The sequence below is a fragment of the Allomuricauda sp. d1 genome (assembly GCF_039592695.1).
Lineage (GTDB): Bacteria > Bacteroidota > Bacteroidia > Flavobacteriales > Flavobacteriaceae > Flagellimonas_A.
The window spans coordinates 1,328,268-1,351,282 of record NZ_JBBUTK010000001.1 but is presented as its reverse complement, the minus strand read 5'-3'; the positions used below and the strand labels follow the sequence as shown (position 1 = coordinate 1,351,282).

Genomic DNA, 23,015 nt, shown 5'->3' with positions numbered 1-23,015 from the left:
ATGGGCGCAATTGGCAAAGTTTTGAATAGCGCATACAGTGACGTTATCAAGGTAAAAAGAAACGAAAATTCGGTTGATTTTCATCTGGGTGTAGTTAGTGAAGATGATAATGTGTCCATCTATCGCTTTGAGATACAAAATGGTGAGGAATTCGTACCAAAACCCATTGTTCTCGAGTGGAAGATACCCGCCGTCAATATCAAAGGAGTCTGGAAGCCCACAGCAGATTTTTCAAAGCGTATTGAAGCTGATTGGGAACTCACAAATTTTGAATCACGTATTTCTATTGATGCCCCCGTTTTGTGTCTTTTTGGAAACAGCGACGAAAATGTTTTGTGTTTTTCATGTTCTAACCCTGTAAATCGTATAGAGTTAAGTGCCAAATATCGAGAAGAAGATGGTTTTTTCTATTGCCAGATCATTCTTTTTACAGAGTGCAAATATTCCATCAAGAATTTCAGTATTGATATACGCTTAGACTACAGAAAGATCCACTTTTCGGAAGCATTGAGGGGTACATCAAAATGGTGGGAAGACAGTGAAAACCTAAAGCCCATGGCCGTGCCTGACATTGCAAAGAAGCCCTTATATTCCACATGGTACCAGTTTCATCAAGACTTGGAAGAAGGCTTATTGTTGGCAGAATGTAGGTTGGCCAAAAGCATGGGCTTTGAATCCATCATCATTGACGATGGTTGGCAGACCAAAGACAATAATCGGGGATATGATTTTACGGGCGATTGGCATCCAGAACATTTTGCCGATTTTGGGAGCCTTGTCGCCGAGATTCAAAACATGGGCATGAAGGTGGGCATTTGGTATTCGGTCCCGTTTTGTGGCGTGAAATCAAATGCCTATCAAAAGTTTCGTGGTAAATTTTTAACTGAAAACCATCGATGGGCTCCCGTATTCGACCCTAGATATCCTGAGGTGCGACACTATTTGGTACAGACGTATGTAAATGCAGTCAAAAAATGGAATCTGGATGGCCTTAAACTCGATTTCATTGATGATTTTAAGAGCTATCCAGACACCAGTTTCGATATTGAGGGTAAAGATTTGCTGTCAATCAATGAAGCGGTAGATATATTGTTGGGTGAAATTAAGCATGAACTACAAAAGATAAAACCAGATATATTTATTGAGTTTCGTCAAAAATACACTGGCCCTGCGATACGTAAATACGGCAACATGTTGAGGGCTTTTGATTGCCCTGGGGATCATGTGATGAACCGTGTTCGTATTACAGATATCAAAATGTTGTCAGGTAACACAGCTGTGCATGCAGATATGGTCACATGGAATTTTGATGAGACCGTTGAAGTTGCGGCATTGCATTATATGAATACATTATTTGGTGTACCACAGATTTCAGTGATGTTGACCGAAGTGCCTACAGATCATTTAAGGATGGTTGAATTTTATACCCAGTATTGGCTACAAAATGCAAGCACTTTATTGAGTTCTGACTTTTTGCCGAAAGCCCCTCTTGAGAATTATCCTCTCTTGTGTGCAAAGAGTGGTACTAAATCTATTTTGGGTTTATTCGCTGACAACTATGTATTTCTCGATAAACCAGAACATCAAATTGATGTGCTCAACGCCAAGCTGAGTGAAGATGTAGTTGTTTTGTGTCAAAAAGATTTTGGGCAATACCACTACGGGGTTTTTGATTGCAAGGGCAATAGAATTGAACAAGATAGCTTGAGATTACAAAAAGGATGTAATCTAATAAAAGTTCCTGCCAGCGGTTTGCTACAATTAAAAAAGGCAACTGGCACCTAATTTGGCTGGGCCTTGTTCATTTAAATTCTTTTATCAATTCAATTCCTAATTTTCAAAATACAGGGTAATAATTGTATATTTGCACCCGCAAATTAAGGTCGCGTAGCTCAGCTGGATAGAGCATCTGCCTTCTAAGCAGACGGTCACAGGTTCGAATCCTGTCGCGATCACGACACTCAGCGAACCACGCCATTAGGCGTGGTTCTATTTTTCTAAGCGTGTTGAAAGTCGAAGACTATTGCAAGTGGTTAGAAAAATAGAGTTAGGGCGCCAGCCCGTAGTTTGCTGTTTGCAACATTGGGCTCAAAGGAAAATCGGAGATAATCCTGTCGCGATCACCAAAAAGAAAAAACCACCGAATTTTCGGTGGTCTCTTGTTTTAACTGTACACAGATCAGAAAAGTTTATCCTCCCTGTCTTGTTTTGGAATATTTGTTTGATGGCGTATCCGGAGGTAAAATATGCTTTTTACCATCATTGTTTGAAACATTTTGAGAGGATTTCATTGAACCACATCCAATAAAACAGCATCCTAAAATAATTAACAATATTGCTTTCATTTTTTACGATTTTATCTATTTGAAGTGTGATTTTCTACGAAATTAACAATTTTTATTAAATTTTGTGTTTAATGATTGTTAATCTTTTACTTCGTTTCAGAGAGAATTGGTTTTGGGATATTTGTAACCAATTTAACCTATTCGTAACACAAAAAGTGCCCACAGTAAGGGTTACAGCATCACTTTTGCAAAGTCTTTTTATTATTGTTGATGTTTAAACTTTACTTATGACCATTTTTGTTGATATGGATTAGGTCATCGCTGATGCCTATCAAGCCCATTTGGATATTTATGAAAAAGATTTTGGGGTCCGTTTCACAAAAGAAGATTGTCTGGGCAGAGAATTTTGGCACTGTGTGCCAGTGGATCATCAGGCCAGCGTTAAAGACCATGCATGGCAAGTTGGGTATTTCAGGAATTTGAAGGTGATTCCCGATAGTCAGGAAGTTTTGGCTGAGCTTTCATCAAGACATGATGTGTATATCGCATCAGCTGCGATGCAGTTTCCGAATTCTCTTCGTGAAAAATCTGATTGGCTCGATGAACATTTCCCCTTCATTCCTTGGCAGAAGAGGATTTTGTGTGGCCATAAACATGTTTTGAAAGGCGATGTATTGATTGACGATAGGGCCTATAATCTTGAAAAATTTGAGGGTCGCAGGCTTTTGTTCACCTCACCCCATAATACCGGCCTGACAGATTTTGAGAGGGTTTCCTCTTGGAAAGAAATTGCTTCGCTATTTTTATAGCATGCAAAAACTCATCTTGTTGGTTTTGGGGCTCGTTTTCATGCAAAGCTGCAATGCACAGGGCATGCTTGTTGAAGGTGAAGAAAAAACTGTGACCTCAGAAATCCTAAGATACTATTTATACTATCCTGAAGGGTATGATTCCAATAAAGATAAAGACTTCGGATTGTTACTTTTTTTACATGGTGGCGGCGAATCAGGCGGCACGCTTGATGAGGTAAAAAAACATGGGCCGCCCAAGATGATGGCCGAAGGTTATCCATTTCCTTTTTTGGTTTTGGCCCCGCAAAATCCCCATAAAAAGAAGTGGTGGAATGTACATGCGGTAAACCAGCTGTTAGATTCTGTCATCGCTGGAAATCGAGTGGATTCTGACCGAGTTTATGTAACGGGATTGAGCCGAGGCGGTAGCGCAGCATGGGACATGGCCGTGCAATATCCCCATAAATTTGCAGCTTTGGCCGTGGTCTGTGGCATGACCCCGACCCCTTATGCCCATTGGCTTGACAAAGAAATGCCGATTTGGGTGTTTCACGGTGCAGACGATGAAGTGATCCCTGTGTCAGAATCAGACCAAATGGTGGCAAAACTCAAAGAGATGGGCTACGATGTACAATACACCCGATATGATGGGGTAGGGCACAATTCATGGCTTAAGGCATATACCACCAAAGAACTCTACGATTGGATGAACCAACAAGAACGAAACTGATGCGACTGTCAATTATTCTCTTGCTGGCTATTTTTTGTTCCTGCAAACAAGCTTCAAAAAAACAAACGCGGCAATTGCCCGAGAAAAATATGGGGGTGATTCAAGATTCCCTAAAAATGGATATTCAGAAAACCCCCAAATTGAAATCTTTTGAAGGTCTTGCCGATACCACTTTTGTGCGACTGGCCGATTTCAGCGATGATTTTGAATATGATATGCGCTATGCCACCAAAAACAACTTTTTGAAGGCAAAAGTGTACGATTGTGCCGAATGTTACACCAGGGTCAAGACTGCCAAGGCTTTGATAGGGGCAAACAAAGAGTTTATGCAAAAAGGCTTTAAAATAAAGTTCTTTGACTGCTACCGGCCAAACTCGGTACAGTACAAAATGTGGGAGCTGGTACCGAACCCCCAGTATGTGGCAAATCCGGTGAAGGGCTCCATCCATAACAAAGGCGGTGCTGTGGATATTACTTTGGTGGATGTGGATGGAAATGAACTTGACATGGGTACTGACTTTGATTTCTTTGGAAGGAAGGCACACCATGATCACACCGATTTGCCCAAAAAAGTGCTTGACAATCGCAAAGTGCTTAAGGAAACCATGGAAAAACATGGGTTTTGGGGTATTCGCACCGAATGGTGGCACTACAACCTCTCCGCTGGCAGCAATGATAAGGTGGCCAATTTTAAATGGGATTGTGAGTAGCCTTACCGCAAACTACTACAATTAAATTGTTAGTGTAATCTGTGGTAAAAAAGAGATAATGATTGCCGCCATCCACGATTTTATGCTTCTTTTTGATAGTGGTCACTGCCTCTGGAAAATTACGTATGGCCACATTGGCTTTTTTAATGGGTAGCGTTTTCATGCTCTTTTTACTGTATGACCCCACTTTTTCGATTTTAAACACACGCCCAGGAAAATCAACCAAATCATCTGAAGTGTAGAGATGCGAGTGTTCGTGAAGTTTGTCGAGTCTGTATCGGTTGCCCACCAATTTAAATGCTCCAGCCTTTAAGATGGCGGCATTGGGCTCGTAAAGGTAATTTCTGGGTTCAGAAAGTTTGGGTCGGGCCGTTTTCTCATCCTCCAATAAAAAAGAAAATATATGTTGTTGGGTTTCCAGATTCACCGCGGTTATTTCAACAGCTTCCTTATACCCTTTTTCTAGTACCCAAAGCAATTCTTTGACCTCGTTTTTGACCGCCACCACATGAATTTTCTTCACCCAATTCAACTCTGAAATCCCTTGATGGATGTCAAGTAGGGGAGCGGTCTTTAAGAGTATATTGTCGGTCTTTTCAAAAATCAAGTTGAAATGTTCGGGAATATTCGGGGCACAATCTCTCAATCGAAACACACGACCCTTATCATCACGTCGGGAAGGGTCGGCATAGACCCAATCTAACTTTTCTTTATAATTATTTAGAAACGTAATACCATCTTGATTGACGATTTTCACGTTTGTGGCACCCAACATTTCAAAATTATGGGCTGCTATTTTTGAGAGTTCAGCATCGATTTCACAATGAAATATTTCTGCTAATTTTTTTGAAAAAAAGTAGGAGTCAACCCCAAAACCGCCGGTAAGGTCAACAAGTGATTTTCCGCTGACCAATTGTGCCTTGTAGGCCGCCGTTGTTTCTGATGAAGTTTGCTCAAGATTCAATTTTTTCGGATAGTAGATCCCTGATTTTTTGAACCAAGTGGGCAACTTCATTTTGCTCTTTTTTTTCCCTTCAAGCTGTTGGGCAAGCTCTGCTTGCGAAACATCGTCAAAAAAGGGTTTTTTGAGCGATACTGACACGATGTCAGTATTCCATTTTTTTTCTATAAAATTCTGTACACCAGTTTTTAATAGATTTTTATTCAAAGTAACACTATAAATTTTTTGTAAACTTTTTCACGAATGGGTTTTCGGCTAAAAACTCCTTCAAAATGACTTTTATTGCGGTATATCCTGGCACCGCGACGATCATTCCGACGATACCAAAAAGAAGTCCGGCAATGATGATGACCAAGAAGATTTCCAACGGGTGTGACTTGACGGAATTGGAGAAGATAAAGGGTTGTGAAAAAAAGTTGTCTATCAGTTGGCCGATGACCAAACCAATGAGCACATAAGCGGTCTTTGGCAAAATGACCGTACTGAAATCCATGCCCAAATGACTGGTCATGGTCAAGGTGATCATAATGGCCCCGCCGATGAGCGGCCCAACATAGGGAATGATGTTGAACAACGAGCATAAAAATGCAATGACGATGGCGTTTTCTACACCCACAATGAGCAGGGTAATCGTGTAAATGACAAAAAGGATGAAGAGTTGCAACAAAATACCGGCAAAATATCTTGAGAGCAAGCCATTGATTTTGTCAATCGACTTGATGGTATTTCCTTCTTTTTGGTCGGGAACAAATGTCATCAGCCCTTTTTGAAACAATTTACTATCCTTTAAAAAGAAAAAAGAAATAAAAAGCACCGAAAAAAGCCCGATACTGAAATTGCTCAGCGTGTTCACAAAAGAATTCAAAAAATTGGGGATGAAGTTCAGGTTGAGGCCCTTCAACACGTTTTTTTCAAGTTCGGTTTCTTGAATGACCTCGTTGATGTTGGCCGGGGTAGCGCCAAAATAGATTACGATTTGTTGGTACAGTTTATTGACGTCATCGCTGAGTTGGTCAATATCCAGCAGCGAGAGATTTCTGCTCTGTTCATTGATAAGCGGCACAAAAAGTGCAATGATGCCGACCACAAGGCCCAACATCAGCAGCATGGTAACAACGACACTCAAAGTGTTCGGAAACTTGAGTTTTCGTCTTAAAAAAAGTACGATAGGCCTGCCCAAAAGCGCGACAACGGCAGCGAAAGCGATGTAGGCAAGTACAGATTGAATCTTATACAGAAACAAGGCACCCAATACGATGGCCGCCAATATGCCCACGGCACGTAGAATGCCATTTGCGATCGTTTTTGAATCCATGGTCAGGTCTTGAAGGCGTAAGATACGATATTGGCCCCCATCTGCAACGCCTTTTCACGAACGTCTTGTGGGTCGTTATGTACAGATGGATCTTCCCAACCATCACCAAGATCACTCTCCAACGTGAACAATAACAACAGTCTGCCCTGGTGAAAGATACCGAGTGCCTGTGGCCGTTTGCCATCGTGCTCGTGTATCTTTGGCAAGCCTTCTGGAAATGGAAACTTTTGTTTGAAGACGGCATGGTCGCTTCCTACTTCTTCCAAATCCTTATCTGGGAATACTTTTTTCAATTCCCTGCGAAAATATTCTTCCATCCCATAATTGTCATCCACATGCAAAAATCCTCCAGACATGAGATAGGTGCGCAGGTTTTCGGCTTCCTCATCTGAAAAGAATACATTGCCGTGGCCCGTCATGTGCAGAAAGGGGTATTGAAAGATAGATGGGCTGCCGACTTCAACAGTTTCAGGTTTAGCATCGATTTTGGTATCGATGTTTGAGTTACAGAATTGAATGAGGTTGGGCAAGGCTGTGGGATTGGAATACCAATCACCACCACCGCCATATTTGAGCACCCCAATTTGTTGTGAGGCGACCGAGATTGTCATAAAAAGCGTTAAAATGGCCCAGATTTTGGTAAGGTAATGCATCAAACAGCGATTATAAAGTAAATCAAAGTTAAGGCATTCATGTATAAAAGAATCATAATACCAACAGTTGCATTTTTTCTAATGGGCTTTGTTTTCATGGCTTTCTATGGATTTGGCGATGCACAGAAACCAACCGAAACCAGCGAAACAACACCTGTTGATTTGTACGACCCCATTGTAGTTTTAGAACTGTTCACCTCGCAAGGATGCTCAAGTTGCCCGCCTGCGGACGCACTCTTGCGAAAAGTGCAGCAACAGCACCCCGAAAAGGTTTTTGCATTGTCGTACCATGTTGATTATTGGAATTATATCGGTTGGGAAGACCCCTTCAGCAATTCACGCTACACGCAAAAGCAAAGTTTTTACAACCGTAAATTGGGCTATCGGGGCAATTACACTCCAGAAGTCATTGTGAACGGACAAGAACATTTTGTAGGCTCGAGTGCATCGAAGATGAATGCCAAAATTTCGCACTACGGAAGCAAGAAAGCTGAGAATAAAATCAATCTCAGCAATGTAAATCGTAGTGATGGCGCCATTACCTTTGATTTTAATGTTCTGGGAAATCTTGAAAATAAAGTACTGCGAGCTGTTTTGGTGTTGGATGAGCGGACCACTTCTGTCAAGCGGGGCGAAAATCGTAATCGAACCTTGACAAATAGCAATATCGTAGTGGCAGAAAATTACGTTGACTTAAAGACTTCGGGAAGCGGAAAAGTTACCGTTCCAGCTTTGGTGGGTAAAAGTGATGGCATGACCCTAATGTTGATTGCCGAAACCGAGAATATGGATGTCACGGGAGCCACAAAGTCGAAAGTCTAACCATTCAGCATAGCGACCGTCGCCGCGGCAACGATGGCCGCGGTTTCTGTTCGCAATCTATTTTTTCCCAAAGATATGGGGGCAAAGCCCTGCGTTCTTGCAATTTTGATTTCGTCAGGTGAAAAATCACCTTCAGGGCCGATGAGAATGACGACATCTTTATCGGGCGCCACACGGCGTTTTAATTCTGCTTTTTCCTCATCCCCACAATGCGCAATAAATTTTAAGCCCTCATGGCCTTGTTCAACAAACTCCTTAAACGAAGTCAATGGATTCAACACCGGTAAAAAGGTCTGTAACGATTGCTTCATGGCCGATTGAATGACCTTTTCATAACGCTCGTGTTTGATGACTTTTCGCTCTGAGTGTTCACATAAAATGGGGGTGATGGTATTCACACCAATCTCGGTAGCCTTTTCCAATAGCCATTCGTATCGGTCGTTCATTTTTGTGGGAGCGACTGCTAAATGCAGTGAATGCAAGGGGGGAATAGACTTTTCTGTCGATATTACCTGTGCTTTGCAACTTTTGTTATCGGCCCGTAGTATTTTGGCGATGAAAAGATAGCCTTTGCCATTGGTGATATGCAACTCGTCATTGTCTCTTTTACGCAATACTTTGACAATATGGTGGCTCTCTTCTTTTGAGAAGGTAAACTGCTTGACACTGTTATCCAGCTTTGGGCTGTAGAAAAGTTGCATTTAAAAAAATTAGTCCAAAGATTCTCCGAAACAGATTCGATATCCATTGATATCCATTATCTCAAAATCTTTGTTATTGTATTCCGTAATGGTCAATTTTTTGGTGATTTCAACGCCGTTTTTTGTAAGCTGCCCGTACAATTCTTCAACATTATCAACCCAAATGTAGGCATCCCAAGCATCAACACCCTCTGTATGCCAACCAGATTTCAGAAAGGGTACTGCGTTTGGTCTCTTGAGGCTTGGCGTGCTCAGTTGCCGCATCATCAGGGTGACATTTCCTCTACTGATAATGGCAAACAAAGGGCCATCGCCCATAAAGTCTATTTTGAATCCCAATTTTTCGGAATAAAACGACGCCGTTTTATCCACGTTGTCAACAATCCATTGCGGGGCTATCCTATCCATTTTTGAGCTTTGATTTTGCATGCTCGACACCGAGTTCGATCCATTGTTGCAGTTGTTCTTCGGTTTGGCATCCATCCATAGCCACAAAGACAAATTCTTTCATGGGTTTGCCCGTGAAATCCATGGGCCTGACATGTTCTTGGTTCAGAACATTATTCATTTTAGTGCTAATTACCCTCACCATTAAATCATCATTGATGGCACCCACGGTCATTTTGCCCTCAAGCAAAAAAGCGATACCGCCAAACATTTTCTTTTCAGTAAATTTTTCAGGAAAAAGCGTCAATGCCCCACGTATTCTGTTTGCCAAAGTTTCATTATAGGCCATCTTTGATGTTTATGGGTTTGTACCACTCATAGCATATCGTGCCTTTGCAGCAATATTTTGGGCACTGAAATCACCTTCAAGATACTTCAAATACCCCACAATGCCTATCATGGCCGCATTATCGGTGCAGTACTCGAATTTTGGGATAAAGGTTTTCAACCCCAAGTTTGCCTCAGCATCTTTCAATCGTTGTCGAATGCCCGAATTTGCAGCCACACCCCCGCCGATGGCAATTTGTTTGATTCCGGTCTGATCTACGGCCATTTTTAGTTTGTCCATTAGAATTTCCAATATTGTGTATTGGATGGAAGCACAGATATCAGCGATATTTTCATCAACAAATGCGCCATTTTTTTTGGTTTCTTTTTGGAGGAAATACAGAATACTGGTTTTCAATCCACTGAAACTGAAATTGAGTCCATCTACCTTTGGTTTCGGAAAAGGGAAGGCTTTTTCATTGCCTTGCTGTGCATATTTGTCGACCAGTGGCCCACCGGGGTAGGGCAGTCCCAACAATTTGGCGCTCTTGTCAAAGGCCTCGCCCACGGCATCATCCAAGGTTTCGCCGAGCACTTCCAAATCAAAATAATTCTTGACCAAGACAATCTGGGTATGTCCGCCGCTGATGGTCATCGCCAGAAAAGGAAATCTTGGCATCGACCGCCCTTCATCAATAAAATGAGCCAGAATGTGGGCCTGCATGTGATTGACCTCAATCAACGGAATATCAAGACCCAGAGCCAGTGACTTTGCAAATGAAGTGCCGACGAGCAATGAGCCCATGAGACCGGGACCTCTGGTAAAGGCTATGGCGGCCAGTTGTTTTTTGTCGATATTTGCTATGGTCAACGCTTGGTGGACCACGGGAACGATATTTTGCTGATGCGCCCTAGAGGCCAATTCGGGCACAACGCCCCCGTATTCTTGATGCACTTTTTGTGAGGCCACAATATTGCTCAGTACTTTATTATTGCAAAGTACCGCGGCCGAAGTGTCGTCACAAGAAGACTCGATAGCAAGAATATATTTTTTTTCGTTTGCCAAGTGTGTTTTGGAATAAAAATTGGTCTTGCAAAGATAAATGCTATAGCCGTATCAGAAAACTTCGGAAAATACTACTTCGAATAGTGCTCACCATCTTGGTCATCGGGGTTTTGGGCACCATACTATTGTCTTTGCCGATGGTTCAGACCAGTATTGCCGATTATGCAACAAAGAGACTGAATGATGAATTTGGAACAAACATTCAAGTTGAACGGGTAAGTATTTCGCTGTTCACGCTGAACACGACGCTCAAAGATGTGTATGTAGAAGATTATCAGAAAGATACTTTGGCCTACATGCAAAAACTGTCCACTTCAATATTGAGCCTTCGCAATATGGCCAATGGCCGACTGGAGTTTGGCGACATAGAGGTCGACGGTTTGCTTTTCAATCTAAAGACCTACGAGGGTGAAAACGATACTAATCTTGATGTATTTGTGGCCAAGTTGGATGATGGTACGCCAAGAGATCCGAATGAACCTCCATTCTTTATGTCTGCCTCAGAAATTGAGATTTCAAACGGAAGGTTTCGATTGATAGATGAAAACCTTGAAAAGCAGGAAACCTTCGATTTCAAGGAAATGAACCTCGTGGCCGAAGATTTTCAAATAGTGGGCCCAGAGGTTTCGTTGAACATTGATGAACTTTCTTTAATAGGCAAACGCGGCATTGAATTGAGGTCACTATCTACCCAATTCAAGTACACCAAAGAAGAGATGCGTTTCAGGGAATTGAAAATTGAGACTGCAGAATCAAAAATAAATGGCAACCTCAGGTTTGATTATGATCGAGAGGATTTTCGATACTTTACCGACAGTGTCATCGTCAATGCCGATTTTAGGGAATCTGTTATCGCGTTCAACGAAATCAACCTTTTTTATGATGAGTTTGGCAGTGATAAGACCGCCGAGTTTTCAGGTGTCGTTTCAGGTAAGCTGAACAACTTACAGGTGAACGAATTGCTTTTGGTTTCAGAAGATACGGGCATACGGGGCAATTTTAATTTCCGAAATATCTTCAATGCGCAGGCTCCTTTTGTCATTGAGGGCGAAATTGACAACCTTACCTCAAGCTATTATCAACTCAGGGGATTATTGCCCAGTATTCTCGGTAAAAATATTCCATCATCCCTACAAAAATTGGGTCAATTTACCATTCGCGGCGATGCAGAGGTTACCGAAAGCTCACTTGATGTTCAAGTGAACTTGAACACGGCCATTGGCAGTAGCTATGCAGACCTTCAAATGACCAATATCAATAAAGCCGACAATGCAGCCTACATCGGGTTCATATCATTGATAGATTTTGATTTGGGAAGATTGATTGACAACCCTGATGTCGGCAAAACTACGTTGGATGTCAATGTTGAGGGAAAGGGTTTCGTGGCAAATTACCTGAACACAGAAGCCATAGGCGAAGTATATTCCATCAACTTCAATGATTATGAATACAATAATATCAAGGTGTCTGGCATTCTAAAAGAACAACTCTTTGATGGTTCGTTGACCATTGATGATGAAAATATTAAACTGAACTTCAAGGGCCTTGCCGATTTTTCAGAGGACCGTAGCGATTTCAATTTTTTGGCTTCCGTTGACTATGCCGATTTCAAGACATTGAACTTTATCAATGACAGCATATCCATTTTTAAGGGGGATGTAAATATGGATATCACTGGCAATAACCTTGATAATATTGTAGGCGACATCAAATTCTCGAACACGGTATACCAGAACAAAAACGATACCTATTCTTTTGATGATTTTGCGGTTTCGTCAACATTTGAAAGTGATTCCACAAGAACGATTCAGTTCATATCGCCAGATATCATTACGGGCTACATGAAAGGCGATTTCAAAGTGCGGGAACTTGGCAAACTGGTACAGAATTCCGTAGGAAGTATTTATACCAACTACAAGCCCTATGAAATTTCCGAGGGGCAGACCCTCAATTTCAATTTTAAGATTTACAACAAAATCGTGGATGTGTTTTTTCCTGAAGTAAACTTTGGGCCTGACACTTTTATCAGGGGCAATATCGTGGCCGATGAAGGCGATTTTAAACTGACCTTTAAATCCCCCGAAATAGAGGCGTTCAAAAATCATTTTGAAAATATTGAACTGAAGATTGATAACAAAAATCCGCTTTTCAACACCTTTCTTGCCGTAGAAAATATGGAGACGGTGTATTACGATGTTGAAGATTTCAGCCTCATCAACACTACCCTGAAAGATACCCTCTTCTTTAGAACCGAGTTTAAGGGGGGCAGTGATCTGAACGATAGTTACAACCTTAATTTTTACCACACGTTCAATCAAGAGAACAAGTCGGTGGTGGGCTTCAAACGATCTGAGGTGAGCTTCAAGGGCAACACTTGGGTGGTGAACCGTGCTGGTAATGCCCAGAATAAGGTGATCGTGAACAACACACTCGATAGTATCAGCATTCAAGAAATCGTGATGGACAATAACCGGAGCGAGCAAATACGGTTGCGTGGTGAACTGGCCGATTCAACCTATAAAGACTTACAGTTGCAGTTCAAATTGGTCTCATTGGATAAAATTACACCAGCCATAGACAGCCTTAAATTGAACGGTGAGGTTGATGGGTATCTCAATATTTTGCAAAAAGACGAGATTTATTTACCGTCGTCAAACTTGAACATCAAAGATTTCAGCGTCAATGAAATTCGATTGGGCGATTTGGAGATTGGCATTTTTGGCAACAATGACCTGACCGAGTTTGGCGTGACCACGTGGCTCAATGACAATGGTAAAGAGAAGATGAGCCTCAACGGTAAGATTTTGAACAGAAATGAGGTGCCGGTTCTGGATCTTATGGCCAATTTCAATGACTTTGATATGGCCCCTTTCAATCCACTGGGTGAAGATGTGGTCTCCAATATCAGGGGCTTGATCAATGGCAGCGTGCGTATTTCTGACGCAGCCCCAAACCCCAAAATAAATGGCCAACTCTTGCTTGAGAACGCGGGCATTGGTATTCCCTATTTGAATGTAGACTATGATTTTGGGCGTATTTCAAGGGTAAATGTGGTCGATCAGACCTTTAACTTTCAAAACATAGAACTTACTGATGTGGTCAGTGGTACAAAGGCCACGCTGAACGGTGGTATCAGCCATGACCATTTTGAGGAATGGGCGTTGAATTTAGACCTTGACACCAAGGGTCGTCGGTTTATGGTATTGAATACCGATTTTAATGAAGAGGCACTCTACTACGGCACAGGCTATATCAACGGTACAGGAAAAATTTTCGGCCCGACCGATGAGCTGACCATTACCGTAGATGCTGCCACAGCGAGAGGCACCTCATTGAAGATTCCCCTGAGTGATGTCACAAGCGTGGGTGATTATTCTTTCATCAACTTTATTGACAAAAAAGAGGGGAGCAGTTTTGAATCAGAAAGGGTTTTGGATGATTACAAGGGATTGGAAATGACCTTTGACCTTGCCGTGACCCCAGATGCCGAGGTAGAAATCGTTGTTGACCGTAGTTCTGGAAGCTCTTTGAAGGGAACAGGTGAGGGCATTCTTTTGATTGATATCAACACCAACGGCAAGTTCAATATGTATGGACAGTTTATCGCTGTCACAGGCGAATACAACTTTAAATATGGGGGCATCATCGATAAACGGTTTCAAGTTCGACCTGGGGGGTATATAAGTTGGGAAGGTGACCCCCTTGCGGCAACCCTGAACATGGAAGCGGTCTACAATCTCAATGCCAATCCAGCTCCATTGCTTGACAACGAAGGCTTTAGGGCCAGAATCCCCACAGAGGTTGTGGTTCGTCTTCAGGGCGAGCTCGAAAGCCCTGAAATTGATTTTGACATAGAGTTCCCCGGGGTCAATTCTGTGGTTCGCTCAGAGCTGGAGTACAGCCTTCAAGACCCCACAGTAGAAGAGCGAAATGCCTTTTTTCTTTTGGCTCAGGGTACGTTTGTCAATGAACAGACCGGCCTAAACCAACAAGCGGTCACGGGCAATCTCATTCAAACTGCTTCGGGGTTGGTGAATTCCCTTCTGGCGGGCAATAACGATAAGTTCAATTTCGGGCTATCGTATGAACAAGGCCTGTTGAATCCCAATGCAGATATTCAGACAGAGGATAGAATAGGTGTCACCGTATCGACCCAAATCTCTGATAGGGTACTGGTCAATGGCAGGGTAGGGGTTCCTGTCGGTGGCGTCAGCGAAACTGTAGTTGCTGGTGATGTTGAGGTGCAAGTGCTGTTGAATGAAGAAGGTACGTTAAGTGCCAAAATCTTTAACCGTGAAAACCAAATACAGCAATTTTTAGCAGAGCGACAAGGGTATACCCAAGGTGTCGGACTCTCATATCAAGTTGACTTCAACAGTTTTAGTGAATTGCTGCGAAAGGTTTTTGCAAAAAAAGAGAAAGAAGAAAAACCATCTGAAGAAGCAGATGAGCCAACAAATGTCATGGGGCGTGACAGCTTGGTAAAATTTTATTCAAAAACAACTTCTCCCCGCAAAGAAAAGCGATAAAAAATCGTAGGCTTTTCTCCCAAAAAATTACGAAATCGTTTGAGTTTTTGTTTGAAGGCAAATTAGTATTCAGGCAAATTAAAATTTTGGAATAAGTTTGCTAGTTTTGGGCTTCCAAAAAAATAATGACAAAAAAGATAAAAAAAATAGCGGTATTTACCTCTGGTGGTGACTCTCCCGGTATGAATGCGGCCATCCGTTCCGTAGTAAGAACCTGCGCCTATATGAAGCTTGAATGTGTGGCCATTTATCGTGGCTATCAAGGCATGATTGAAGGTGATTTCAAAGAGATGGATGCCCGTAGCGTGAACAACATTATCAATAAGGGAGGCACTGTATTGAAATCGGCACGTTGTGAAGAGTTCAGAACCAGAGAAGGCCGCCAAAAAGCCCATGAACAGCTGACAGAACATCATATTGATGCTTTTGTGGTCATAGGCGGTAATGGAAGTTTCGCAGGAGCGCAACTGTTCAACGAAGAGTATGATTTTCCGATCATAGGCATTCCTGGTACCATTGACAATGATATTTTGGGCACTTCATTTACGATAGGCTTTGATACTGCCATCAATACCGTGGTAGCCGTAATCGATAAAATTCGTGATACGGCCAGTTCGCACAATCGCCTGTTTTTTGTGGAGGTGATGGGGCGTGACGTGGGCCATATTGCCTTGAATGCTGGAGTTGGGGCAGGAGCCGAGGAGATTTTGATACCGGAACAAAATTTAGGTTTAGAGCGTTTGCTCGACTCACTTAAGAGAAGTAAAAAATCAGGCAAGTCATCAAGTATCGTGATCGTAGCCGAGGGGGATAAAATAGGTAAGAATGTATTTCAACTCAAAGAATATGTTGAAGAACATTTGCCGATATACGATGTAAGGGTATCTGTGCTAGGGCACATGCAACGCGGTGGCAACCCTACCTGTTTTGACAGGGTACTTGCCAGCAGAATGGGGGTAAGGGCCGTTGAGGCCCTGGTCGAGGGCAAGACCAACTATATGGTGGGCATTCGTGATACAAAATTGGTGTTGGTGCCCATAAAAGATGCCATCAGCGCACACACTAAAATAGATGAAGAACTCATACGGGTCTCAGATATCATGACAACTTAATTAATAACACGTAACAAAAAACAATATGTCAAATTTAAAAATAGGAATTAACGGATTCGGACGCATAGGCCGATTGGTTTTTAGGGCAACCGTCAAGCGCGACAATGTAGATGTTGTCGCTATCAACGATTTATTGGATGTAGAACATTTGGCTTACCTTTTGGAATATGATTCAGTTCATGGTCGTTTTGATGGTAAAGTCGAAGTGAAGGATGGCAACTTGGTTGTCAACGGAAAAACAATCAGAATTACCGCTGAACGTGACCCCAAAAATCTAAAATGGGATGAGGTCGGAGCGGATATCGTAGCGGAATGTACAGGTATTTTCACAACCTTGGAAACTGCACAATATCATATTGATGGCGGGGCGAAAAAAGTCGTTATCTCTGCACCATCAAAAGACGCACCGATGTTTGTCATGGGGGTGAACCACAGTCAGGTCAAAGATTCAGATACAATCGTATCAAACGCATCATGTACCACCAACTGCTTGGCGCCTCTGGCGAAGGTATTGAACGATGAATTTGGTATCGAAGAAGGTTTGATGACCACAGTGCATGCCACCACAGCCACGCAAATGACGGTTGATGGACCTTCAAAGAAAGATTACAGGGGAGGTCGTAGTGCAATGATCAATATCATTCCTGCGTCAACAGGCGCGGCAAAAGCGGTTACCAAGGTAATTCCAGCATTGCAGGGCAAATTGACTGGTATGGCATTTCGTGTTCCCACGGCAGATGTTTCAGTAGTTGACCTTACTGTGAGACTTGAAAAAGAGACTTCTTACGAAGAAATCAAAAAGGCCTTCAAAAAAGCATCCGAGGGAGATCTAAAAGGAATTTTAGGATATACCGATGAACCCGTGGTATCACAAGATTTTGTTGGCGATGCCCGCACCAGTATTTTTGATGCCGGAGCCGGCATTGAGCTGAACCCAAAATTCTTCAAAGTCATTTCATGGTACGACAATGAAGCAGGCTTCTCACACAAGATGGTTGATTTGATGCAACACGTGGGCAGTTTATAGGCCCTTTAACTTTAGAGCACCTTAAAGTCGGCTAAAATGCCTATTTTAAGGTGTTTCTTTTTTATAACTGACCAATGGTATTGATTGTAGATAGTGGCGCGACCAAATCTGATTGGATCGCCCTTAATGATAAAGGCGAACAATTGTTCACTACCCAAACCCTTGGGTTGAGCCCTGAAGTGCTGACACGTGAGGTCATCGAAGATCGTCTGGCCAACAATTTTGAGATTTCAAAGAACAAGGAGAAAGTCACCCAATTGTATTTTTATGGAGCTGGCTGCGGTACAGACCGCATGAAATTATTCTTAAAGGAAATTTTCAAGGATTTTTTCCCAAATGCCAAAGCTGAGGTTCGTGAAGATACGTTCGCAGCGATCTACGCTACAACCAAAATCGGTCACCAAGGTATTGTGTGCATATTGGGCACAGGCTCTAATTGCAGTTATTATGATGGGCATCAATTGTTTCAAAAGGTAACTTCTTTAGGTTATATCTTGATGGATGACGGTAGCGGTAATTTTTTCGGAAGAAAACTGCTCCGCGACTACTACTTTCACAAAATGCCCCAAGATTTGGGCATCAAGTTTGTCAAAGAATATGATTTGGATGCTGACAATATCAAGGAACACTTATACAAACAGCCCAACCCTAACACCTATTTGGCCACTTTTGCCCGCTTTATCGTCGAGAACAAAGAGCATGCCTATTGCCGAGGAGTCATCGATAAGGCTTTTCAGCAGTTTGTGAACAACTACATCATGCAGTTTGAGTTGGCCACCAAGGTGCCTATCAGTTTTGTTGGCAGTATTGCACATTATTTACGTGAAGAACTGGCCACGGTGATAGAGCGCAATGATTTGATACTCGGGGTCATCAGACAACGCCCCATCGATGGGCTGGTAGAGTTTCACAAAAGCACTATCTAGTTTAGAATTTTCATTTCCGCGGACCGGCCTTTCGGAAGACAGGGAGCGAAAAATCTATCAAATAGAAAATGTTTAGCTTTTTACCGCGACCATCGAGATCTCTACATTGACAAATTTGGGAAGGTTGGCCACTTCTACCGTTTCCCTAGCTGGTGCAGTGTCAGCATCAAAATAACTGCCGTAGATTTGGTTCACTTCACCGAATTGGTGCATGTCTTTTAGAAAAATGGTGCTTTTGGCCACATTTTCAAAGGTCATGTCGGCTTCTTCTAAAATAGCCTTCAAATTTTCCATTGATTGTTTGGTCTCGGCCTTGATATCACCTTCGACCAAGTTTCCAGTTGATGGATCAATGGGTATTTGGCCTGAGATATAAAGCGTGTCTTTGATAAGAACGGCTTGATTGTAGGGCCCTATCGGGGCAGGCGCTTTTTTAGTATTGATGATTGTTTTCATGGTCGAATGATTTTTACTTTTTTCAAATTATCTAACGCCTTCCCAATCTACGTTGGCTGCGCTGTTCCCATTTCAAATCTTGTAGTATTGAGCTGCTGATTCCAATAAAGAAATCCCAACGTTCATTATTTCCAAAAGGCACCCAATTGAAACGGAGGTCAAAACTACCCAAATTTCGTTGAAACCTGAATTGGGTCAATGTAAATCCCTTCCCCTTGAAATCATAACCAGAAGAAAAACCCAGCTGCCATTTTGGTGTCAGGGTGATATTGCCCGAAAACATCAACGAATTATTGGTGAACTCTCCTTGCCTGTTGCTGTTGTTATAGGTGGTGGCATAGGCCAATCGTAGATCCCATGGCAATTTGTTTCCATAGATGGGTGTTTCCGTATCCTCATCGTCTTTTTTCCGTTCATCAAAACCTCTGTCTATGGCCGTATCAAATCCTTCTCCAAAAAGGTCATCGGTTCGCCCACCACTGGCTGCTCTGTAATAATCGTTGCCGTCTTCATCATCTTCAACTTTTGCTCCTGCCTCCTTTTTTTTGAAAGTTTCGTTGCTCAACGAATAACCGACGTTCATACTGGCTCGGGTCAACCGTGCGATACCCCCACCGTTGTTGATGTTCAAAACATTGATGCGTCTACCATTGTTGTCAATGGCATAAGGGTCTAAACTGCCCGAAAAGTTTATCGACATTTTGTTTTGCAGCAAGGTGGTTCCACCATTAAAGCTTATCGGGGCCAACTTTAGTGAATCAGCTTCGAAATTGTAGGATGTCGCAAAATTGAGATTGCTCAACAATGAAATCTTTTTTGGTTCGGTGGCTGTTGAATCTTTGTCCCTAACCTTTGCCTCAAGGGTGTTCTGCAATGAAAAACTCAATGAATTGGATTTGTTCAAGCTTGGTGCACCGTTCAATGTGCCCTCAAAACGGCTGTAAAGCACATCTTCTCCATCTGAATTCTCATAAGTTTCATAAAACTGCTCGAATGAAGGGGTGAACCCCCAGCCAATTGCGGGACGCATCACGTGGCGGATGGCCTGTATTTTTTTATCCTCACCAAAATTAAAGGTTCCGTACAATGTAGTACCGATGCTCGCATTGAGACCGTAGCGATTGTAACGGTCAAAGCCCGAAATGGTATCTAACACCACTTCACGGTTGCTTTCGGGGTCTTCGGGGTCCAATCCCCTTTCGAAGGTTTCCAATGTCCAAATATCTTCGTAGTTGGCCCCAAGACTGACGCTGAAGTATTTGGCCACTTTAAAGTTTGTGCTCAATGGAACGGTGTGTCTGGCCCCAACCCTGGCATCATCGAACATTCTGGGGGTCAAGAACAACGAGTCGGTGGTGGTGATACGGTTTTCAGCCCTCAAATTGTATTGCAGGTTGACATTTTGGATAATGCCCCTTCTGATACCCTCACGTTTGGCAAAAGGAAATACACGTTCTACACTGGCCTGTAATGTGGGCAATGTCAGGTTAATGGCCTCTGTGTTGGTGTTTTGGTTATGCGTGGCAGAAATATTAAGGTTTACCGATGGATAACTGGGGAAGGTCTTTGAATAGGTGATGGAGGATGAAAGATTGTTGTTCTGTGTATTCGCCAAATTTATTTGATTTGCAGAAGCGGTAAAATAGTTACTGCTGCCCAGATTCACGGAAGCCGAAAACCTGGAATTCGGATTGGCCTTTGGATCCTGCGAATGTGAAATCTGCAGATTGTAGATGGTGGTTCTCGTAAAGTCTGAAAAGCCCTTTTGACTGACTATCAGATTTTCAAACCTGAAATTGATGTTACCCCGAAAGCGATAGCGTTTTGCATAAATGGATTGCGTTCTAAAACCATAGCTGCCATTGGTGAAAAAATCACCCAAAATACTGAAGTCCACATAATCACTGATAGGAAAATAGTACCCTCCGTTCTGAATGAAATACCCCCGTTGCGGGTCATTGCCAAAGGTCGGGAAAATCAGTCCTGCTGAACGCCCTGTCGTCAACGGAAAGTAGGCAAAGGGCAAGGCAATAGGCGTTGGCACATCAACCAAATAGAAATTGCTGAAACCGGCGATGACTTTTTTGCCCGGAACAAATTTTGCCTTTCGCACCCGAATATAGTAATCGGGATCAATGGTGTCTTTTGAGGTGGTGATTTTCGCATCCTTCATAAAATATACAGAGTCGTTTTCCTTTTTGGTGACCTCTGCCAAGACCTTCATGGCATCACTGCCAAAAGAGCCGGCAGCTGCTTGCTGCTCTGTTCTTGAATTCCATATCAGTGCCTTTTTGGTATCAAAATTGAACCGTATTGAGTCGGGTATGACCACTTGGTCGCCTTGAGAGAAAATTGGCAATTGTGAGAAGGTGCTATCAGCGGGATTTCTTATCCTTCCCGCATAGACCTCGTTTTTGACATAATCCATAACAATGATACCGGCCTTTAGCTCAGTATCTTGATAGTAGAGTTCAGCTTCGTTGTAGAGGTATATTTTTTGCTCTTTCTTGCTCAGCCGCACATAATCCTTGGCCTTGTACTTGATTTGATCAAGAATCAAAGGTTGTTTTCCTCCAGTGGAATCAACTTCAACAGTATCGGTCTGTTTCTTGCCCAAAATCGGATTGTACGTCAATATCGGCGCAGTGATGCTATCTCTTTCTGCCTTGACGGGCAAGGGTACAATTTGGTCTTCTTGGGCATTCAACCAACCCAAGCTGCTCATCGCCAGAAATAGGTAAAGAAAAAAGTGATTGTTTGATTGCAAGGCGATAAATCCTATTTTTGTGAAGGCTTGGCTCGGTTTTTGGTGACCAAACTTACATATATTTTTTGTTCCATTACTTTGGTGTTACCATAAATTTAACCTTGAAAATTCATTGGAAAAACAGTTTTTATATGATTAGAAAAGGGTTGTTTTTAGTCGCTTTTTTTCTTCTATTTTCCTTTACCAAAAATGATACCATACCACCTTTGGCGAACGAATTTGTTGTGGTTTTGGATGCAGGTCACGGGGGGCACGACCCTGGCAATTTGGGCAATGGCTATCTAGAGAAGAACATTGCGTTGAACATTGTGCTCGAGGTCGGTAAGATTTTAGAAAAAGAAAAAGGGGTCAAGGTCATTTATACAAGGGATGAGGATAAGTTCGTTGACCTTTTTGAAAGGGGTGAGATTGCCAATAAGGCAAATGCAGACCTATTTGTTTCGGTACATTGCGATTCACATAATTCTGATGCCTACGGCGCTGGAACTTTTGTATTGGGCCTGCACGCCAACAAGCAAAACTTTGAAGTCGCAAAAAAGGAAAACTCGGTCATTTATTTAGAAGACAATTATGAGGAGCGATATGCCGAATATGATATCAACTCCCCAGAGTCCGTTATCGGTCTGACCATCATGCAAGAAGAGTTTTTAGATCAAAGTATTCAACTGGCGAAGTTCATGCAGGATAATTTCACAGGCAGTCTCAAACGAAAAGACCGAAAGGTGAAACAGGCAGGTTTTATTGTATTGCACCAAACGTTTATGCCCAGTGTATTGGTTGAGACCGGATTTCTGACCAACAAAAATGAGGGTGCGTACCTCAATTCAAAAAAAGGCCAACAAGAAATGGGAAAGGCGATAGCCGAAGCGATTTTACAATACAAAAATAGCATTGATACCGGAACGGTACTAGAAGACGCCCCCAGCATTGCACAAGTTGAGCCTGAGGTAAAAGAGCAGCAGCCTATGGTTGAAAAAGAAGCGGTTGAGAAAGCAGGCACCAATGGTGAGGAAGAAAAATCCGATTCTGCGGAAGAGGCACTTCCACAGAAAGAAAATGAGGTTGTCGATACCACACCGAAGCCCAAAATCGTAAAAAAAGATGATGTCAAGATTGCTGAAAATACTGGCCCAAAATCAGAGGCCAACATTACTTTTAAAGTGCAGCTGATGGCAAGCTCAAAAGTGATTCCACTTGATGGTGACTATTTCAACGGATTGAATACGCTTTCAAAAGAACCCTTCAACAACCTTTTTCGGTATATGTACGGTGAAACCGACTCATATTTTAAGGCCAAACTGTTGAAATCCAATGCAGATGCCAAAGGGTACACCACATCATACATCGTGGCCTACAAAGACGGTAACAGAATACCTTTGAACGAGGCTTTGCAGATTGTAGGTGAGCAATAATTTTCTTCATAAATTATTTCTACTTTTGTTTAGAACTG

20 protein-coding genes and 1 tRNA gene are annotated in these 23,015 nt (G+C 42.4%); 11 read left to right on the top strand and 10 right to left on the bottom strand.

Features of this window, described 5'->3' with window-relative positions:
- Together AAAH86_RS06215 and AAAH86_RS06210 are read left to right on the top strand one after the other, a co-directional pair.
- On the top strand, nt 1–1,785 hold the full coding sequence (locus AAAH86_RS06215; protein ID WP_343486651.1) for a glycoside hydrolase family 36 protein: 1,785 nt from the start codon (nt 1–3) through the stop codon (nt 1,783–1,785).
- Between the two features lie 96 nt (nt 1,786–1,881).
- Nucleotides 1,882–1,955: transfer RNA gene (locus AAAH86_RS06210), tRNA-Arg, on the top strand.
- Between the two features lie 234 nt (nt 1,956–2,189).
- Here AAAH86_RS06210 and AAAH86_RS06205 read toward each other — a convergent pair.
- Nucleotides 2,190–2,345, bottom strand: coding sequence for a hypothetical protein (locus AAAH86_RS06205; RefSeq protein ID WP_343486650.1), 156 nt, complete (start codon nt 2,343–2,345; stop codon nt 2,190–2,192).
- Between the two features lie 257 nt (nt 2,346–2,602).
- Here AAAH86_RS06205 and AAAH86_RS06200 point away from each other — a divergent pair, with 257 nt between their 5' ends.
- The 3 genes from AAAH86_RS06200 to AAAH86_RS06190 are packed head-to-tail and all read left to right on the top strand — an operon-like array spanning nt 2,603 to nt 4,516.
- Nucleotides 2,603–3,094, top strand: a complete 492-nt coding sequence (locus tag AAAH86_RS06200) for a 5'(3')-deoxyribonucleotidase (protein ID WP_343486844.1) — start codon at nt 2,603–2,605, stop codon at nt 3,092–3,094.
- A gap of 1 nt (nt 3,095) precedes the next feature.
- Nucleotides 3,096–3,806 (top strand): PHB depolymerase family esterase, encoded by a 711-nt coding sequence (locus AAAH86_RS06195; protein WP_343486649.1) that lies wholly within the window; start codon nt 3,096–3,098, stop codon nt 3,804–3,806.
- Nucleotides 3,806–4,516, top strand: coding sequence for a M15 family metallopeptidase (locus AAAH86_RS06190; RefSeq protein ID WP_343486648.1), 711 nt, complete (start codon nt 3,806–3,808; stop codon nt 4,514–4,516). Before AAAH86_RS06195 ends, AAAH86_RS06190 begins: the two co-directional genes overlap by 1 nt.
- Here AAAH86_RS06190 and AAAH86_RS06185 read toward each other — a convergent pair.
- Genes AAAH86_RS06185 through AAAH86_RS06175 form a run of 3 tightly spaced genes read right to left on the bottom strand, consistent with a single transcriptional unit; the run spans nt 4,497 to nt 7,445 of the window.
- Nucleotides 4,497–5,684, bottom strand: coding sequence for a class I SAM-dependent methyltransferase (locus AAAH86_RS06185; protein WP_343486647.1), 1,188 nt, complete (start codon nt 5,682–5,684; stop codon nt 4,497–4,499). The genes AAAH86_RS06190 and AAAH86_RS06185 overlap by 20 nt on opposite strands.
- 7 nt (nt 5,685–5,691) lie before the next feature.
- The gene (locus AAAH86_RS06180) at nt 5,692–6,792 is read right to left on the bottom strand and encodes an AI-2E family transporter (protein ID WP_343486646.1); all 1,101 of its coding nucleotides are present in this window, start codon (nt 6,790–6,792) and stop codon (nt 5,692–5,694) included.
- A gap of 2 nt (nt 6,793–6,794) precedes the next feature.
- On the bottom strand, nt 6,795–7,445 hold the full coding sequence (locus AAAH86_RS06175; RefSeq protein ID WP_343486645.1) for a DUF4159 domain-containing protein: 651 nt from the start codon (nt 7,443–7,445) through the stop codon (nt 6,795–6,797).
- Between the two features lie 39 nt (nt 7,446–7,484).
- On the opposite strand from AAAH86_RS06175, the gene AAAH86_RS06170 reads away from it, so the two are divergent.
- Nucleotides 7,485–8,267, top strand: coding sequence for a DUF1223 domain-containing protein (locus AAAH86_RS06170; protein WP_343486644.1), 783 nt, complete (start codon nt 7,485–7,487; stop codon nt 8,265–8,267).
- On the opposite strand, the gene AAAH86_RS06165 is transcribed toward AAAH86_RS06170, so the two are convergent.
- From AAAH86_RS06165 to tsaD, 4 genes are read right to left on the bottom strand one after another with little or no spacing between them, the layout of a single operon-like run.
- Nucleotides 8,264–8,968, bottom strand: a complete 705-nt coding sequence (locus AAAH86_RS06165; protein WP_343486643.1) for a 16S rRNA (uracil(1498)-N(3))-methyltransferase — start codon at nt 8,966–8,968, stop codon at nt 8,264–8,266. The two genes, AAAH86_RS06170 and AAAH86_RS06165, sit on opposite strands and share 4 nt — an antisense overlap.
- A gap of 9 nt (nt 8,969–8,977) precedes the next feature.
- Nucleotides 8,978–9,376, bottom strand: coding sequence for a VOC family protein (locus tag AAAH86_RS06160; protein WP_343486642.1), 399 nt, complete (start codon nt 9,374–9,376; stop codon nt 8,978–8,980).
- Nucleotides 9,369–9,704, bottom strand: a complete 336-nt coding sequence (locus AAAH86_RS06155; protein WP_343486641.1) for a TfoX/Sxy family protein — start codon at nt 9,702–9,704, stop codon at nt 9,369–9,371. Before AAAH86_RS06155 ends, AAAH86_RS06160 begins: the two co-directional genes overlap by 8 nt.
- A gap of 9 nt (nt 9,705–9,713) precedes the next feature.
- Entirely contained in the window at nt 9,714–10,748 is a 1,035-nt protein-coding gene (gene tsaD, locus AAAH86_RS06150) for a tRNA (adenosine(37)-N6)-threonylcarbamoyltransferase complex transferase subunit TsaD (protein ID WP_343486640.1), read from the bottom strand.
- An 83-nt stretch (nt 10,749–10,831) separates the two neighbouring features.
- On the opposite strand from tsaD, the gene AAAH86_RS06145 reads away from it, so the two are divergent.
- The 4 genes from AAAH86_RS06145 to AAAH86_RS06130 all read left to right on the top strand — a co-directional run bounded on the left by AAAH86_RS06145 (nt 10,832) and on the right by AAAH86_RS06130 (nt 18,342).
- Nucleotides 10,832–15,277: a translocation/assembly module TamB domain-containing protein gene (locus tag AAAH86_RS06145; RefSeq protein ID WP_343486639.1), complete on the top strand. Its 4,446-nt coding sequence runs from the start codon at nt 10,832–10,834 to the stop codon at nt 15,275–15,277.
- A 125-nt stretch (nt 15,278–15,402) separates the two neighbouring features.
- Nucleotides 15,403–16,389 (top strand): 6-phosphofructokinase, encoded by a 987-nt coding sequence (pfkA, locus tag AAAH86_RS06140; protein ID WP_343486638.1) that lies wholly within the window; start codon nt 15,403–15,405, stop codon nt 16,387–16,389.
- A 25-nt stretch (nt 16,390–16,414) separates the two neighbouring features.
- Nucleotides 16,415–17,416, top strand: a complete 1,002-nt coding sequence (gap, locus tag AAAH86_RS06135) for a type I glyceraldehyde-3-phosphate dehydrogenase (RefSeq protein ID WP_343486637.1) — start codon at nt 16,415–16,417, stop codon at nt 17,414–17,416.
- A 74-nt stretch (nt 17,417–17,490) separates the two neighbouring features.
- Complete coding sequence (locus AAAH86_RS06130; RefSeq protein ID WP_343486636.1) at nt 17,491–18,342, top strand: N-acetylglucosamine kinase; 852 nt, start codon at nt 17,491–17,493, stop codon at nt 18,340–18,342.
- A 72-nt stretch (nt 18,343–18,414) separates the two neighbouring features.
- Here AAAH86_RS06130 and AAAH86_RS06125 read toward each other — a convergent pair whose 3' ends face one another.
- Both AAAH86_RS06125 and AAAH86_RS06120 read right to left on the bottom strand, forming a co-directional pair.
- Nucleotides 18,415–18,798: a RidA family protein gene (locus AAAH86_RS06125; RefSeq protein ID WP_343486635.1), complete on the bottom strand. Its 384-nt coding sequence runs from the start codon at nt 18,796–18,798 to the stop codon at nt 18,415–18,417.
- Between the two features lie 31 nt (nt 18,799–18,829).
- A complete protein-coding gene (locus tag AAAH86_RS06120; protein ID WP_343486634.1) occupies nt 18,830–21,523 on the bottom strand; it encodes a putative LPS assembly protein LptD in 2,694 nt (897 codons plus the stop codon).
- A gap of 173 nt (nt 21,524–21,696) precedes the next feature.
- Between AAAH86_RS06120 and AAAH86_RS06115 the strand changes: the two genes are divergently transcribed.
- Entirely contained in the window at nt 21,697–22,977 is a 1,281-nt protein-coding gene (locus AAAH86_RS06115) for an N-acetylmuramoyl-L-alanine amidase (protein ID WP_343486633.1), read from the top strand.
- Nucleotides 22,978–23,015 lie beyond the last annotated feature (38 nt).

Coding starts and splice junctions, on each gene's coding strand:
- AAAH86_RS06215 (WP_343486651.1), top strand. CDS start 1: ATGGGCGCAATTGGCAAAGTTTTGAATAGCGCATACAGTGACGTTATC.
- AAAH86_RS06205 (WP_343486650.1), bottom strand. CDS start 2,345: ATGAAAGCAATATTGTTAATTATTTTAGGATGCTGTTTTATTGGATGT.
- AAAH86_RS06195 (WP_343486649.1), top strand. CDS start 3,096: ATGCAAAAACTCATCTTGTTGGTTTTGGGGCTCGTTTTCATGCAAAGC.
- AAAH86_RS06190 (WP_343486648.1), top strand. CDS start 3,806: ATGCGACTGTCAATTATTCTCTTGCTGGCTATTTTTTGTTCCTGCAAA.
- AAAH86_RS06180 (WP_343486646.1), bottom strand. CDS start 6,792: ATGGATTCAAAAACGATCGCAAATGGCATTCTACGTGCCGTGGGCATA.
- AAAH86_RS06175 (WP_343486645.1), bottom strand. CDS start 7,445: ATGCATTACCTTACCAAAATCTGGGCCATTTTAACGCTTTTTATGACA.
- AAAH86_RS06170 (WP_343486644.1), top strand. CDS start 7,485: ATGTATAAAAGAATCATAATACCAACAGTTGCATTTTTTCTAATGGGC.
- AAAH86_RS06165 (WP_343486643.1), bottom strand. CDS start 8,968: ATGCAACTTTTCTACAGCCCAAAGCTGGATAACAGTGTCAAGCAGTTT.
- AAAH86_RS06160 (WP_343486642.1), bottom strand. CDS start 9,376: ATGGATAGGATAGCCCCGCAATGGATTGTTGACAACGTGGATAAAACG.
- AAAH86_RS06155 (WP_343486641.1), bottom strand. CDS start 9,704: ATGGCCTATAATGAAACTTTGGCAAACAGAATACGTGGGGCATTGACG.
- pfkA (WP_343486638.1), top strand. CDS start 15,403: ATGACAAAAAAGATAAAAAAAATAGCGGTATTTACCTCTGGTGGTGAC.
- gap (WP_343486637.1), top strand. CDS start 16,415: ATGTCAAATTTAAAAATAGGAATTAACGGATTCGGACGCATAGGCCGA.
- AAAH86_RS06130 (WP_343486636.1), top strand. CDS start 17,491: ATGGTATTGATTGTAGATAGTGGCGCGACCAAATCTGATTGGATCGCC.
- AAAH86_RS06125 (WP_343486635.1), bottom strand. CDS start 18,798: ATGAAAACAATCATCAATACTAAAAAAGCGCCTGCCCCGATAGGGCCC.
- AAAH86_RS06120 (WP_343486634.1), bottom strand. CDS start 21,523: ATGAGCAGCTTGGGTTGGTTGAATGCCCAAGAAGACCAAATTGTACCC.
- AAAH86_RS06115 (WP_343486633.1), top strand. CDS start 21,697: ATGATTAGAAAAGGGTTGTTTTTAGTCGCTTTTTTTCTTCTATTTTCC.